The organism is Blastococcus sp. SYSU D00820 (assembly GCF_054050695.1).
On sequence record NZ_JBJGZW010000006.1, the window covers coordinates 154829 to 167218 of the forward strand.

Annotated in this window: 19 protein-coding genes; 8 read left to right on the forward strand and 11 right to left on the reverse strand. The window is 76.7% G+C overall.

Annotation, left to right across the window (positions count from 1 at the left end):
- Nucleotides 1-37 precede the first annotated feature (37 nt).
- Nucleotides 38-319 (reverse strand): hypothetical protein, encoded by a 282-nt coding sequence (locus ACI79R_RS09595; RefSeq protein ID WP_456573371.1) that lies wholly within the window; start codon nt 317-319, stop codon nt 38-40.
- A 61-nt stretch (nt 320-380) separates the two neighbouring features.
- Here ACI79R_RS09595 and yczR point away from each other — a divergent pair, with 61 nt between their 5' ends.
- From yczR to ACI79R_RS09615, 4 genes are all read left to right on the forward strand, one after another.
- On the forward strand, nt 381-1826 hold the full coding sequence (yczR, locus tag ACI79R_RS09600) for a MocR-like transcription factor YczR (protein WP_456573372.1): 1446 nt from the start codon (nt 381-383) through the stop codon (nt 1824-1826).
- A 226-nt stretch (nt 1827-2052) separates the two neighbouring features.
- Nucleotides 2053-2415, forward strand: a complete 363-nt coding sequence (locus tag ACI79R_RS09605) for an ANTAR domain-containing response regulator (RefSeq protein ID WP_456573373.1) — start codon at nt 2053-2055, stop codon at nt 2413-2415.
- Between the two features lie 102 nt (nt 2416-2517).
- A complete protein-coding gene (locus ACI79R_RS09610) occupies nt 2518-3183 on the forward strand; it encodes a lysophospholipid acyltransferase family protein (protein ID WP_456573374.1) in 666 nt (221 codons plus the stop codon).
- Nucleotides 3180-4682 (forward strand): cobyric acid synthase, encoded by a 1503-nt coding sequence (locus tag ACI79R_RS09615; protein WP_456573375.1) that lies wholly within the window; start codon nt 3180-3182, stop codon nt 4680-4682. Before ACI79R_RS09610 ends, ACI79R_RS09615 begins: the two co-directional genes overlap by 4 nt.
- On the opposite strand, the gene ACI79R_RS09620 is transcribed toward ACI79R_RS09615, so the two are convergent.
- Nucleotides 4669-5058, reverse strand: a complete 390-nt coding sequence (locus tag ACI79R_RS09620) for an acyl-CoA thioesterase (protein WP_456573376.1) — start codon at nt 5056-5058, stop codon at nt 4669-4671. The two genes, ACI79R_RS09615 and ACI79R_RS09620, sit on opposite strands and share 14 nt — an antisense overlap.
- Before the next feature lie 50 nt (nt 5059-5108).
- Here ACI79R_RS09620 and ACI79R_RS09625 point away from each other — a divergent pair, with 50 nt between their 5' ends.
- Entirely contained in the window at nt 5109-5705 is a 597-nt protein-coding gene (locus ACI79R_RS09625; protein WP_456573377.1) for an MSMEG_1061 family FMN-dependent PPOX-type flavoprotein, read from the forward strand.
- 76 nt (nt 5706-5781) lie between these two features.
- Entirely contained in the window at nt 5782-6207 is a 426-nt protein-coding gene (locus tag ACI79R_RS09630; protein ID WP_456573378.1) for a VOC family protein, read from the forward strand.
- 10 nt (nt 6208-6217) lie between these two features.
- On the opposite strand, the gene ACI79R_RS09635 is transcribed toward ACI79R_RS09630, so the two are convergent.
- Nucleotides 6218-6601, reverse strand: coding sequence for a nuclear transport factor 2 family protein (locus tag ACI79R_RS09635; RefSeq protein WP_456573379.1), 384 nt, complete (start codon nt 6599-6601; stop codon nt 6218-6220).
- A gap of 5 nt (nt 6602-6606) precedes the next feature.
- Complete coding sequence (locus ACI79R_RS09640) at nt 6607-6804, reverse strand: hypothetical protein (RefSeq protein ID WP_456573380.1); 198 nt, start codon at nt 6802-6804, stop codon at nt 6607-6609.
- A gap of 162 nt (nt 6805-6966) precedes the next feature.
- Here ACI79R_RS09640 and ACI79R_RS09645 point away from each other — a divergent pair, with 162 nt between their 5' ends.
- Nucleotides 6967-7500, forward strand: coding sequence for a type II toxin-antitoxin system PemK/MazF family toxin (locus tag ACI79R_RS09645; protein WP_456573381.1), 534 nt, complete (start codon nt 6967-6969; stop codon nt 7498-7500).
- Between the two features lies 1 nt (nt 7501).
- Here the strand turns inward: ACI79R_RS09645 and ACI79R_RS09650 are convergent, their stop codons facing one another.
- Complete coding sequence (locus tag ACI79R_RS09650; protein ID WP_456573382.1) at nt 7502-8248, reverse strand: maleylpyruvate isomerase family mycothiol-dependent enzyme; 747 nt, start codon at nt 8246-8248, stop codon at nt 7502-7504.
- A gap of 19 nt (nt 8249-8267) precedes the next feature.
- A complete protein-coding gene (locus ACI79R_RS09655) occupies nt 8268-8906 on the reverse strand; it encodes a TetR/AcrR family transcriptional regulator (RefSeq protein WP_456573383.1) in 639 nt (212 codons plus the stop codon).
- Nucleotides 8907-8996: 90 nt separating this feature from the next.
- On the opposite strand from ACI79R_RS09655, the gene ACI79R_RS09660 reads away from it, so the two are divergent.
- Nucleotides 8997-9722, forward strand: a complete 726-nt coding sequence (locus ACI79R_RS09660; protein WP_456573384.1) for a class I SAM-dependent methyltransferase — start codon at nt 8997-8999, stop codon at nt 9720-9722.
- Here ACI79R_RS09660 and ACI79R_RS09665 read toward each other — a convergent pair.
- The 5 genes from ACI79R_RS09665 to ACI79R_RS09685 form a co-directional block, all read right to left on the reverse strand.
- The gene (locus tag ACI79R_RS09665; protein ID WP_456573385.1) at nt 9692-10126 is read right to left on the reverse strand and encodes a hypothetical protein; all 435 of its coding nucleotides are present in this window, start codon (nt 10124-10126) and stop codon (nt 9692-9694) included. The genes ACI79R_RS09660 and ACI79R_RS09665 overlap by 31 nt on opposite strands.
- Before the next feature lie 70 nt (nt 10127-10196).
- Nucleotides 10197-10487: a hypothetical protein gene (locus ACI79R_RS09670; protein ID WP_456573386.1), complete on the reverse strand. Its 291-nt coding sequence runs from the start codon at nt 10485-10487 to the stop codon at nt 10197-10199.
- Between the two features lie 36 nt (nt 10488-10523).
- On the reverse strand, nt 10524-11603 hold the full coding sequence (locus ACI79R_RS09675; protein ID WP_456573387.1) for an AbrB family transcriptional regulator: 1080 nt from the start codon (nt 11601-11603) through the stop codon (nt 10524-10526).
- Nucleotides 11604-11638: 35 nt separating this feature from the next.
- On the reverse strand, nt 11639-11932 hold the full coding sequence (locus ACI79R_RS09680; RefSeq protein WP_456573388.1) for a transcriptional regulator: 294 nt from the start codon (nt 11930-11932) through the stop codon (nt 11639-11641).
- Entirely contained in the window at nt 11929-12384 is a 456-nt protein-coding gene (locus ACI79R_RS09685) for a hypothetical protein (protein WP_456573389.1), read from the reverse strand. Before ACI79R_RS09685 ends, ACI79R_RS09680 begins: the two co-directional genes overlap by 4 nt.
- Nucleotides 12385-12390: the final 6 nt, after the last annotated feature.

The following is a 12390-nucleotide window of genomic DNA, read 5'->3' on the forward strand; positions in this document are numbered from 1 at the left end:
TGCGGACGCGGGGATCGGTGCGGGCGCCCGATCCACCTCATCCCTGCATCGGCAGGGACCGCGCCGACCTGAAGCGGAAGCGGCGCGCCGTGCGGATGCGACCCGGACGCGCGGACCGCCCGGCCGCCACGGATCGGCGCAGCTCGAGGGCCGGCCGGGGCGCCGGCAGCACCGGGAAGCCGGCGGGGTCGACCCGCGCGTGGCTGGCCGGCGGGTCGCCCGGGCCGCGCCCACCACGGACGGCGATCAGGAGGGTGGTCGTGGCCAGCGCACCCAATCCGAGGAAGAACAGCAGGACGAGGACTCCAGTGACGGTCATGAGGGCAGAGTGGCACCGTCGCTACTGGCCTTTTTCAGTCCACTGCGGCATGGTGGACCGCATGCCACCGACCGCGGAGCAGTCCACTCCGGCTCACGAGCTGGCCACCCTCGTGGGCGAGCTGGACGCGGTCGCCGGTCCTCGGTACGCGGGCCTGGCCCGCCGGGTCCAGGACCTGCTCACCAGCGGGCAGCTCGCCCCCGGCAGCCGGCTGCCCGCGGAGCGGGAGCTGGCCGCCGCGCTCGGGCTCAGCCGGGTCACCGTCGCCTCGGCGTACCGGCAGCTGCGGGAGGACGGCTACGCCCGCACCCGGCACGGCTCCGGCACGGTCACCGACCTCCCCGAGACCGGTGCGGGCTGGCTGCCGCCGACCACCGACCCCACGGTGCTCGACCTCGCGCACGCCGCCTCCGAGGCCGCACCGCAGCTGACCGGCGCCTACGCCGAGGCCCTCGCCGCGCTGCCCGCGCACACCTCCGGCCACGGCTACGCGGCCACCGGCCTGCCCGCGCTGCGGGCGGCGATCGCCGACCGGTTCAGCGCCCGGGGCCTGCCCACGACCCCCGAGCAGGTCGTGGTGACCGCCGGCACCGGCGACGCGCTCGCCGTCGTCCTGGAGACGCTGCTGCAGCCGGGTGACCGGGTGCTGGTCGAGCACCCGACCTATCCCGGGGCGGTGCGCGCGGTGGCGGCGCACGGCGCCCGGTGCGTGCCGGCGGCCCTGGACGCCGCGGACCCCGACGCCCTCGTCGGGACGGCGCACCTCGTGGCCCGGCAGAGCAGTCCGCGCCTGGCCTTCCTGATGCCCGACTTCTCCAACCCCACCGGGGCCCGGCTCAGCGCCACCGGCCGCCGCCGGCTGTCGGCGACGCTCTGGCAGCAGGGCGTGCTGGCCGTCGTCGACGAGGTCACCGCCGATCTCCACCTCGACGGCGGCCCCGAGCCGCCGTTCGCCGCCGGGCTCCCCGACGCGGCGACGGTGACCGTCGGCGGGTTGTCGAAGGCCGTCTGGGGCGGCCTGCGGATCGGCTGGCTGCGCACCGAGGAGGCGCTGGCCGCGTCGCTGGGCGAGGCACTGGGCCGGCGGCAGCTGTCGGTGGGCATCCTCGACCAGCTGGCGGCCACCCTCCTCGTCCGCGACCTGGACGCCGTCCTGGAGCAGCGCCGGGCCGACCTGCGCGAGCGGCGCGACGTGCTCTGCGCCGAGCTGGCCCGCGCCCTGCCCGACTGGACGGTGCCGCGGCCGGCCGGCGGGCTGTCGCTGTGGTGCACCCTGCCGCCGGACCTGGGGTCGGCGGCCCTGGTGGCCGCGGCCGCCCCGCGCGGGCTGCTGCTGGCCGAGGGGCGGGCGTTCGGCACCGGCACGGCCTTCGACGACCACCTGCGGCTGCCCTTCACCCGGCCGCCGGCCGAGCTGCGCGCCGCGGTGGCGCTGCTCGCGGAGGTCGCCGCCGAGGTGCGCGACAGCGGCCGGGGCCGGGCCACGCCGGCCCGGGCCGTGGTCTGACCCCGCCGCCGGACGGTGACCTCGCGCGACGGTGGGTGACGGCATGCGGAGGATCCGGTACGGCACCGTCCGGCTCTTGCCGGCGTCCCCGTGCGAGTTCCGCCGCAAGTGGTTAGCGTCGGGGGGCGACGGCCGTGTGGATCAGCGGCCCGCCCACGGACGGTCGAAACCACGGCTCGGTGGCCCGGGGCCCCTTGCGCGGGGCCGGAACTGCCCAGGAGACCGCATGACCGTGACGACGTCCTTCCCAGCCCCCTCCCGCCGGCGCACCGCCGTGCACCCCGCGGGCCCCTCCCTGCCCCCGGCCGACGACCGGGTGCGCGCCCTGGAGGCCGAGGTCGAGCAGTTGCGCACCGCGATGGCCAGCCGGGCGGCCATCGAGCAGGCCAAGGGCATCCTGATGCTCCTGACCGGCTGCGGGGAGCAGGCCGCGTTCGAGACGCTGGCGCACATCTCGAGCAACACCCACCGGAAGGTGCGCGACGTCGCCGTCGCGATCACCGACTCGGCGTGCGGCCGGTCGCCGCTGCCGGCCGACGTCCAGGAGCTGATCCGGGACGTCTGCCCGCCCGCGGTGCGGATGCACTGAGCCCGGTCCCCGACGGCCGGGCCCTCGACGCCGCGGGGGAGGATGCCGGGGACCGCCGGCAGCCGCCGGTGGTCCCCGCCCGCGCTGAGAGGGAGGCCGACGGTGCTCTACCTCGTCGCCCGGCTGCTGCTGCGACCGCTGTTCCGGCTGGTCTTCCGGCCCCGGGTGACCGGGCGGGAGAACGTGCCGGCCACGGGTGCGGTCATCTTCGCCAGCAACCACCTGTCCTTCATCGACAGCATGGCCATCCCGCTGTCGGCGCCCCGCCGCGTGCACTACCTGGCCAAGGCCGAGTACTTCACCGGCACGGGCATCGGCGGCTGGGCCACCCGCACGCTGTTCACCGCCCTCGGCGCCCTGCCGGTGCAGCGCGAGACGCACCGGGCCGCGCAGGAGGCCCTGGACACCGCGCTGCAGGTGCTGCACGACGGCGAGGGGTTCGGCATCTACCCCGAGGGCACCCGGTCCCGCGACGGCCGCCTGGCCCGGGGGAAGACCGGTGTCGCCTGGCTGGCCCTGACCGCCGACTGCCCCGTCGTCCCCGTCGCCGTCGCCGGCACGGACAGGATCCAGCCGGTCGGCGCCCGCTGGCCGCGGCCGCACCGCTTCTCGGTCACCTTCGGGAAACCGTTGACCTTCCCCGAGCACGCCGGCATGGCCCGCAACGGCCGGGCCCGCCGCGAGGTCACCGACCGGATCATGGAGGCGATCGCCGAGCTCTCCGGCCAGGAGAAGGCCGGCTGGGGCGCGCCCCGCGACGCGGCGTGAGCGGCGCCCTCCTCGTCGCCGGCACCACCTCCGACGCCGGCAAGTCCGTCGTCACCGCCGGCATCTGCCGCTGGCTGGTGCGCCAGGGCGTGTCGGTCGCGCCGTTCAAGGCGCAGAACATGAGCAACAACTCGATGGTCACCGCCGACGGCGCGGAGATCGGCCGGGCCCAGGTGATGCAGGCCGCCGCCGCGCGGGTCGAGCCCGAGGCGGCGATGAACCCGGTGCTGCTCAAGCCCGGCGGCGAGGACGCCAGCCAGGTGGTCGTCCTCGGCCGGCCGGTCGCCGAGGTGACCGCGCTGTCCTACCGGCCGATGAAGGCGGCGCTGCTGGAGCAGGTACTGGCCAGCCTGGCCGAGCTGCGGTCGCGCTTCGACGTCGTCGTCTGCGAGGGGGCGGGCTCCCCCACCGAGATCAACCTGCGCGCCGACGACATCGCCAACATGGGCCTGGCCACCGCGGCCGGCCTGCCGGTCGTCGTGGTCGGCGACATCGACCGCGGCGGCGTGTTCCCGGCGCTGTACGGCACCGTCGCGCTGATGCCGCCGGAGGACCAGCGGCTGGTCGCCGGGTTCCTGGTCAACAAGTTCCGCGGCGACGTCCGGCTGCTGCGCCCGGGCCTGGACCAGCTCGCCGCGCTGACCGGCCGGCCCACCCTCGGGGTGCTGCCGTGGCTGGGCGGCCTGGAGCTCGACGTCGAGGACTCCCTCGGCGTGGGCGCGGCCCGCGAGCCGGCCGGCCCGCCGCACGGCGAGGACGTGCTGCGGGTGTCGGTGGCCCGGCTCCCCCGGCTGTCCAACTTCACCGACCTCGACGCGCTCGCCGCCGAGCCCGGGGTGCTGCTGCGCTACGCGACCCGGCCGGAGGAGCTGGCCGACGCCGACCTCGTCGTCCTGCCCGGCACCCGCGCCACCGTCGCCGACCTCGCCTGGCTGCGCCGCAGCGGGCTGGCCGACGCCGTCGCCCGCCGCGCCGCCGAGGGCCGGCCGGTGCTGGGCATCTGCGGCGGGCACCAGATGCTGGCCCGCACCATCACCGACGACGTCGAGTCGCGGGCCGGGACGGTGCCCGGCCTCGGCCTGCTGCCGGCCGACGTCCGCTTCGCCCGGGAGAAGACCCTCGGCCGCCCGGAGGGGACGGCGCTGGGCGAGCCGGTGCGCGGCTACGAGATCCACCACGGCGTGGTCACCGTCGACGACGGCGCCGAGCGGTTCCTCGACGGCGCCCGGGCCGGCTCGGTCTGGGGCACCACCTGGCACGGGGCGCTGGAGAACGACGGCTTCCGGCGGGCCTTCCTCACCGAGGTGGCGCGGGTGAGCGGCCGCCGCTTCGCCGTCGCCCCGGACACCGACTTCGCCGCCGTCCGGGAGGCGCGGCTCGACCGGCTCGGCGACCTCGTCGCCGAGCACGCCGACACCGACGCGCTGTGGCGGCTGGTGGAGAGCGGCCCGCCGGCCGGGCTGCCGCTGCTGCCGCCGGGCGGGGTCAGCCCGCGCTGAGCCGCGCCCGGACGTCGTCCGGCCAGGGGGCCGCGGCGCCGTCGACCGTGCACACGTAGGTGGTGCGCACCTCGCAGCAGACCCGCTCGCCGACGCGCACGGTGAACCGCACGGTCGCGCTGGTGCGGCCGAGCGCGTCGAGCCCGGCGTCGACGTCCACGGTGTCGCCCCACCGGGCCGAGGAGCGCCACTGCAGGGCGCTGGCGACGACGACGTACTCGACGCCGGCGGCGTTCAGCGGAACCCAGTCCACCCCCTGCGCGGCCCACCAGGTGTTGACCGCCTCGTCGGCCCACACCAGGTAGTGGGCGTTGAAGACGATCCCCTGCTGGTCGCACTCGACGTAGCGGACCGGCGAGCTCCACAGAGACGGCACGGCGCGGACGCTACCCAGGCCGGCCGTGGGGGCCGGGCTAACGTCACTGCGTGAGCACGTCCGAGATCCTCCCCGGCTACCACCTCCCGTCGCAGATGGTGAAGGACAAGGAGATCGACCGCATCGACCGGCACTGCCGGGCGTTCATCGAGATCTCTCCCTGGGCCACCCTCGCGACCGCGGACGCCGACGGCTTCCCCGACGTCTCCCCCCGCGGCGGCGACCCGGGCTTCGTCAAGGTGCTCGACGAGCACCGGCTGGCGCTGCCCGACCGGCCGGGCAACAACCGCGTCGACAGCCTGCGCAACGTGGCGGCCAACCCGCGGGTGGCGCTGATGTTCCTGGTGCCCGGCATCGAGGAGACCCTCCGGGTCTTCGGGACGGCGAGCATCGTCGGCCCCGACGACCTGGGCATCGACCTCACCGAGTTCGGCCGGCCGCCGCGGTCGGTGCTCGTGCTCGAGGTGCAGCGGGCCTACTTCCAGTGCGCCAAGTCGCTCATGCGCTCGGGGCTGTGGGAGCCGGAGAAGTGGCCCGGCCGCGGCGACTTCGCGCCGATCGGGCAGGTCTTCCGCGACCACTGCAAGCTGCCGGCGCCGCTGCCGCCGGACGAGGTCATGCGCGCCGACCTCGCCCTCGAGCTGTGACCGGAGTGCCAGGGACGCACTTTCCGCGCCCTGGCACTCCGCCCGATGTCGGTGGGGCGCTCTACCCTGCCCGGCCATGGCGACCGACTTCCAGGTGACGATCGACTCCGCCGATCCGCACGGGCTGGCCGACTGGTGGGCCGAGGCGCTCGGCTGGACCGTCGAGCCCAGCGACGAGGCCCTCATCCGCAGGCTGGTGGAGGCGGGGCACGCGTCGGAGGAGGACACGACGACGCACGACGGGGTGCTGGTCTGGCGGGTGGGCGCGGCCATCAGCTCCCCCGACCCCGGCCGGCCGCGGGTGCTGTTCCAGCTGGTGCCCGAGGCCAAGACGGTCAAGAACCGGGTCCACCTGGACCTGCGGGTGGGCGCCGAGGGCCGCGACCGCGAGGTCGCCCGGCTCACCGCGATGGGCGCCCGGGAGCTGTACCGGGCCGCGCAGGGGCCCTTCGACTGGGTGACGATGGCCGATCCGGAGGGCAACGAGTTCTGCGTCGCCTGAGGGCACCGGCTCAGCCGGTCGTCTCGGTGCCCTGGTGGTAGACCGCGCGCCAGTCCGCGCCGCTGCGCTCCCAGACCGTGGCCCGCCGGGTGAGCCGGTCGCCCTGGCGCAGCAGGTAGGTGACGAGCACCGTCTGCCCGCCCAGCGGCCGGCAGGCGAAGTCGCCGGCCTCCCACTCGTCCGGGCCGCCCCGTGCATAGCGCTGCTCGAGCACCGCCCAGACGTGCTCCCGGTCGTAGCGGGCGCCCGAGGCCCCGACCTCCCAGAAGTCGGGTGCCGTCATCGCCTCGAAGTCGGCGCGGCCGGTTCCCCGTTCGATCCGGTGGAACAGCGGTTCGCGGTCCACCAGCTCGGCGAGTGCCACGGCCGGATCCGGCGCGCTCGGGCCGCTCATCGGGACTATCCGGCGCGCAGGTCCCGGGCCAGCCGCCGGGAGGCGACGGTGCGCTCGGCCATCGCGCGGCGGCGGCCGCGTCTGGTCCGCCGCTCGGTGCCGAAGTAGCGGGCGTCCTCGACCAGCTGGAAGGCGGCCAGCACGCTGGCCTTCACCTCACGGGGACGCGGCGCCGCAGGTGGCACCGGCTCGGCCGAGGTCATGGGCCCTCCTCTCAGGGACAGCCCAGTCGCGACCCGCCCCGTGCCGACGATGGTGCCCACTATCGGCAGTTCCAACCAGATTCGTGACCATTTGGTACCGGTGTGTCACAGGTGACACGCGGGACGTCGGGCGTGTCGGACGGCGGTCCGTACGGTGCCCCCATGGCGGGAATCGGGAGACAGCTGGTCGGCCTGCTGCGGACGGTGCTGCGGCCGGCACCGGGCACCCGCCGTCCCGCGCGCCGCGGACCGGCGCGACCGGTGCCCCCGCCCCGCCCGGCGGTCGTCCGCGACCTGCCCGGCGACCCCGGCGACGCCGACCTCGACTACCGGCCGCGCGACGACGGCCGGCCCGATCCGGGCGAGGTCGTGTGGGCCTGGGTGCCCTACGACGAGGGCGACGGGCGCGGCAAGGACCGGCCGGTGCTGGTCATCGGGCGCCGCGGCCGGGACCTCCTCGGGCTGATGCTCACCAGCAAGGACCACGACCGGGACGCCGCCGACGAGGCCCGCCACGGCCGGGTGTGGATGGACGTCGGCACGGGCGGGTGGGACTCCCGCGGGCGGCCCAGCGAGGTCCGGCTGGACCGGCTGCTGCTGCTCGAGCCGGACGACGTCCGCCGCGAGGGCGCCGCGATCGGCGAGGCGCTGTTCGGCGAGGTGGTGGCCGCGGCCCGGCGCGTGCAGGGCTGGTGACCTAGAACGGCACCTGCTCGGCGAGCAGACCCGGACCGGTGCCGCGGCCGGACAGGAGCCGGCAGAACTCCACGGCGTCGAGCTCGTGCGCCTCGCCGCCCTCCCCGGCCGACCAGGTGCCCCCGGCCGGGCCGGTGAGCGTCAGCCGGAACGGGCGGCCGTGCCGGCCGGCCCACTCGGCCACGACGTCGGCGACCAGGACGCCGTCGTGCCCGGGGGTGAGCTCGAGCGGCCGGCCGGTGGCGCGGGCGAGGTCGACACGGTGCATCCACGTGTCCCGGGTGAGGACGACGTCCAGGAGGAACCCGAAGGTCCACCGCTCCCGCCGGTCGCCCACCACCTGCTGCTCGGGGATCGGCAGCCGGCCGATGACCGCCGCCATGCGCCGCCGGCCCCGGACCGCCCGCGGCGCCGTCGCCGCGAGCCGCGCCACCAGCTCCCCGGTCGAGAGCCCGGCCGAGTCCCGCACCTGGAGGGCGGTGAGGGCGTCGATCCCGCCGCCGGCCCGGGCGGCGAGCGCGGTCTGGCGCGCGAAGGCCGGCAGCGAGGACACCATCCGCGCCATCCCGAGGACGTGCCCGGCCATGGCGCGCACGTCCCAGCCGGCGCAGTCGGTGGGCCGGGCCCAGTCGCCGGCGTCCAGCGACCGCAGCAGGTCCAGGACGCGGCCGTACTCGGTGGCGGCCAGCTCGGAGGCGACACCCCGGACGACGGCGGGGGTGCGGACGGCGACAGCGGTGGTGCTCATCGCGACTCCTCGGGATCGGTCAGCCGGCTCCGTGCGGGCCGAACTGCGACAGCCACATGGCGATCACCACGGGCAGCGTGGACGTGTAGGCGCCGGTCTCGAACGGCTCACCGGGCGCGTTGGACAGCTGCTGGCTGATGACGCCGCTGGTCACCGCGGTGAGGGCGCGGAAGGCGAGGTCGAGGTCGGCCGCGGCGGACAGCACACCCCGCGCCTGCAGCTCGGCCAGCAGCGCCCGGCCGCGGTGGGCCGTCTCCACCGCGGGCGCATAGGCGGCGGCCGACGGCGTGAACCCGGGGACGGGGCGCCAGAACATCAGGGGCGCGTACGCCGGGTGCTCCACGGCCCACCGCACGAAGGCCCGGTTGTAGGCGAGGACGGCTCCGGGATCCCCCAGGTCGAGCGCGTCCTGCACGTCCTGCAACACCGCGAGCAACCGCCGCCAGCCCCGCTCGAAGAGCGCGTCGTACAGCGCGGCCTTGCTGTCGACGTAGACGTAGAGCGACGGCGGCCGGATGCCCATGCGGCGGGCCACCTCGCCCAGCGTCAGCCCGGCGACGCCCTGGTCGGCCATCACCTCGGCGGCGACGTCGAGCACCTGCTCGATCGTCTCCTGCCGCCGCCGCTGCCGGCGGTCCAGCGGCGCCGTCCCGGTCATGGCGGAAGTGTTCTCCTAACGCCCTTAGGAAGTCAACACGGCCGTAGGTATCCGGTCGACCCAGGGGGCGGCGACCCGCACGATGGCGGCGTGGACGCGGAGCTGTTCTGGGCGGTGCACACCGGCCTCCCCCGGGAAGGCGTCGGGTCCGACGCCACCGCCCGGCGGCTGCTGGCTGCCGCCGGGCCGCTGCCACCGGCCACGGTCGCCGTCGACGTCGGCTGCGGGCCCGGCCGGTCGTCCCTGGTGCTCGCCGGCGCGGGGCTGCCGGTCCTCGCCGTGGACACCCACCGGCCGTTCCTCGACCGGCTGCGCGCGGACGTCCGCGCCGCCCGTCCGGCCGGTCCGGTGGTCCCCGCCCTCGCCTCGATGGCGGCGCTGCCGGTGGCGCCGTCGTCCGTGGGACTGCTCTGGTGCGAGGGGGCCGCCTATGTCATGGGGGTGGACGCGGCCCTCCGCACGTGGCGGCCGCTGCTGCGTCCGGGCGGGGTGCTGGTGCTCAGCGACGCCTGCTGGACCGACGTCCCGGCCGGGCCGGAGGTGCAGGCGTTCTGGGCCGGCGCCTACCCGGCGATGCGCCCGGTGGCGGCGACGACCGCGGCGGCGGAGCGCGCCGGCTACGAGGTCCTGGCCGCCGAGGTGCTGCCGGAGTCCGACTGGACGGCCTACCTCGGACCGATGGCCGATCGGCTGGCGGCGCTGGCGGCCGCCGGCGTGCCGGCGGCCGCGCTCGCCCCGTTCCGCGCGGAGATCGACCTGCGCCGGGCGCACCCCGGCGAGTACGGCTACGCCGCCTGGGTGCTGCGCCGGCCCTGAGCGGCGACCAGCCGGCGCCCGGCCACCGCGATCGGCAGCTGCCCGACCAGCGCGGGGAGCACCCAGGCGACCGGGCTGCCGGTGCGGACGACGAGCAGGGCGGTGACCAGCGCGATGTAGGAGCCGCCCAGCAGGTGTGCCTGCAGCAGCGGCCACCGCCGGGCCCGCGCGACCGCGCCGGCGCCGGCCATCGCCCCGGTGAGCACGGCGACCGGCAGCAGCCAGGCCAGCCCCGGCCGGGCGAGGGCCAGCGCACCGCCGGTGACGGCGACCCCGGCGACGGCGACCAGGTAGGCCGCGGCGAGCGCGCGGGCGGCCCCGGCCGGCCGGGCGAGCAGCCAGAGGGGGCCGAGCAGCAGCCCCGCGGCGCCGGCGACGACGTGGACGAGCAGGAGGTCGGGCATGCCCGGAACGGTCCCGCCGCGCACCGCCCGACCGGCAGTGCCGCCCGTCAGGTGCCGGGGGTGACGCCCGTCAGTCCGCGGCCGAGCCGTTCCGCTCGGGCGCGGCGACCCGCGGGCGCAGCGTGTAGACGCCGGCCCCGCCCGGCAGGGGCTGGAGGTCGTAGCGGGACACCACCTTGGGGCCGTCGTGCAGGTGCACGTGGGTCACCGTGGGCAGCGGCTCACCGTGCCGGGCCGGCCGCACCTCGACCCGGCCGTCGAGGGGTCCCCCGACGAAGAGCAGCACCGCGTCCTCCTCGGGGACGGGCGCGCCGGCGGCAACGGGTTCGGACAGCTCGCTCCTCCTCGACGCGTGGGACACCCGGTCGAGGGTAGGCGCGCGCGGCGCCCGAGGCGATCACCCCGACGAGCGGCCGCCCTCTCCGCGGCGCAGCCAGCGGGCTACCAGCGGCGCGCTGAGCAGCATCACGAACAGCCGCAGGACCTGGACGGCGAGCACGAACGTGGCGTCGGCGCCGCCGTCGGTCGCCGTCGCCAGGACGGCGTACAGCCCGCCCGGCGTGGTCGCGAGGTAGGCGTCCAGCGCGCCCGCGCCGGTGGTGGCGGCCAGCACGGCGCCGAGCCCGGCGCAGCCCGCGACCAACCCGGCGATGACCGCCAGGGCCAGCGGGAGCGCCCGGCCGACCGCCGCCAGGCTGGCCCGGTCGAAGGCCACCCCCACCGAGAGGCCGATGACCACGAAGGCCGCCGACTCCAGCGGCACCGGCACCCCGGCGCCGCCGGAGAGCCCGCCGAGGTCGAGCGCCGCGGCGACGCCCAGCGGGCCCAGGAGGGCCGGCACGGGCACGTGCAGCCACCGGGCGAGGAACAGCCCGGCGACCGCGCAGCCGGCGGTGAACAGCAGCCCGAGCGGCCACCCCGGCCCGTCGTCCCCGGCGACCGCGCCGCCGGACCCCGGCTCGGCGCCGTACAGGGTGGTGGCGACCACCGGCATGAGGACGACGATCAGCAGCACCCGCAGGTACTGGAGGACGGCGACCATGCGGTCGTCGGCGCCGAGCTCGCGGGCCATGACGGTGATGCCCGAGGCGCCCCCGGCGATCATCGCGAACGCGCCGGTGACCGGCGTGATGCCCGGCTGGAGGCGCAGCAGCAGCCCGGCGGCCAGGCTCAGCGCCAGCGTGCCGACCACGACGAGCAGCACCGGCAGCCAGTCCGCGCCGAGCGCGGCCAACGTGTCGGGGTCGACCAGCGCGCCGATCGACACCCCGACGGTGGCCTGCGCCGCGGTCGCGGCCGGCCGCGGCAGGTCGAGCCGGCGCCGGGCGGCCAGCCCGCGGACGAGGCCGGCCAGCAGGCCGCCGAACAGCGGTGCGGAGGGGAGGTCCAGGGCGTCGAAGGCCACGGTGGCCGCGAGGGCGCCGGCCACGACGAGCGCCAGGTCGGCCGCCCGCGCGCCCCACCCCCGCTCCGCCACGGGTGCAGTCAACCGGGCGGCCCGGCGCTGCGCCCCTAGACCCCAGTGATCCGCCGCAGCTCGGCGACGTGCGCGTCGAACGCGGCCCGCCCGGTCCGGGTCAGCGACAGGCTGGTGCGCTGGCGGGAGGCGATCGTCGCCTTCTGCACCGCGACGTACCCGGCCTCCTCCAGCTGCTTCACGTGCTTGGACAGGACCGAGTCGCTCACCCCGATGGCGTCGCGGACGGCGGCGAACTCCATCGTGTCGACGGCGGCGAGCAGGCCGCAGATCTGCAGGCGGGGCGGCGGGTGGATGACCGCGTCGAACCGCGCGGCCACCGCGGTCACAGCGAGCTCCGCAGGTCCTCGACGAGCGCCCTGCCCCAGTAGCGGCCGAACACGATGACGGCGAGGCCGAGGACCGCTCCGGCCACCACCATCGCCCAGCGCTGGTCGAAGCCCTCGGCGAGGACGAAGCCGGCGACCAGGACCGGCAGCGCGACGGCCAGCCAGGCCGACATGGCCCGCCAGCCGATGTTCACCCAGATGCCGGTGATCCGCTTGTACGCGGCCACCAGCGCACCCATCGCGCCCATGAACACGACCAGCGCCGGGATGGTCACCCAGAGGGTGTCGAAGGCGTAGGAGGACAGGAAGCCGAACAGCAGCAGGCCGAGGGCGACGTCGTACCACCACGGCTGGAGGCGGACCCGCTCGGCCAGTGCCTCGCGGTCGGCCCGGAGGAGGGCCAGCTGCGCGGCGGCGGACTCGCGGTCGAGGACGGGGTCGTCGTTTTCCATGTCGGA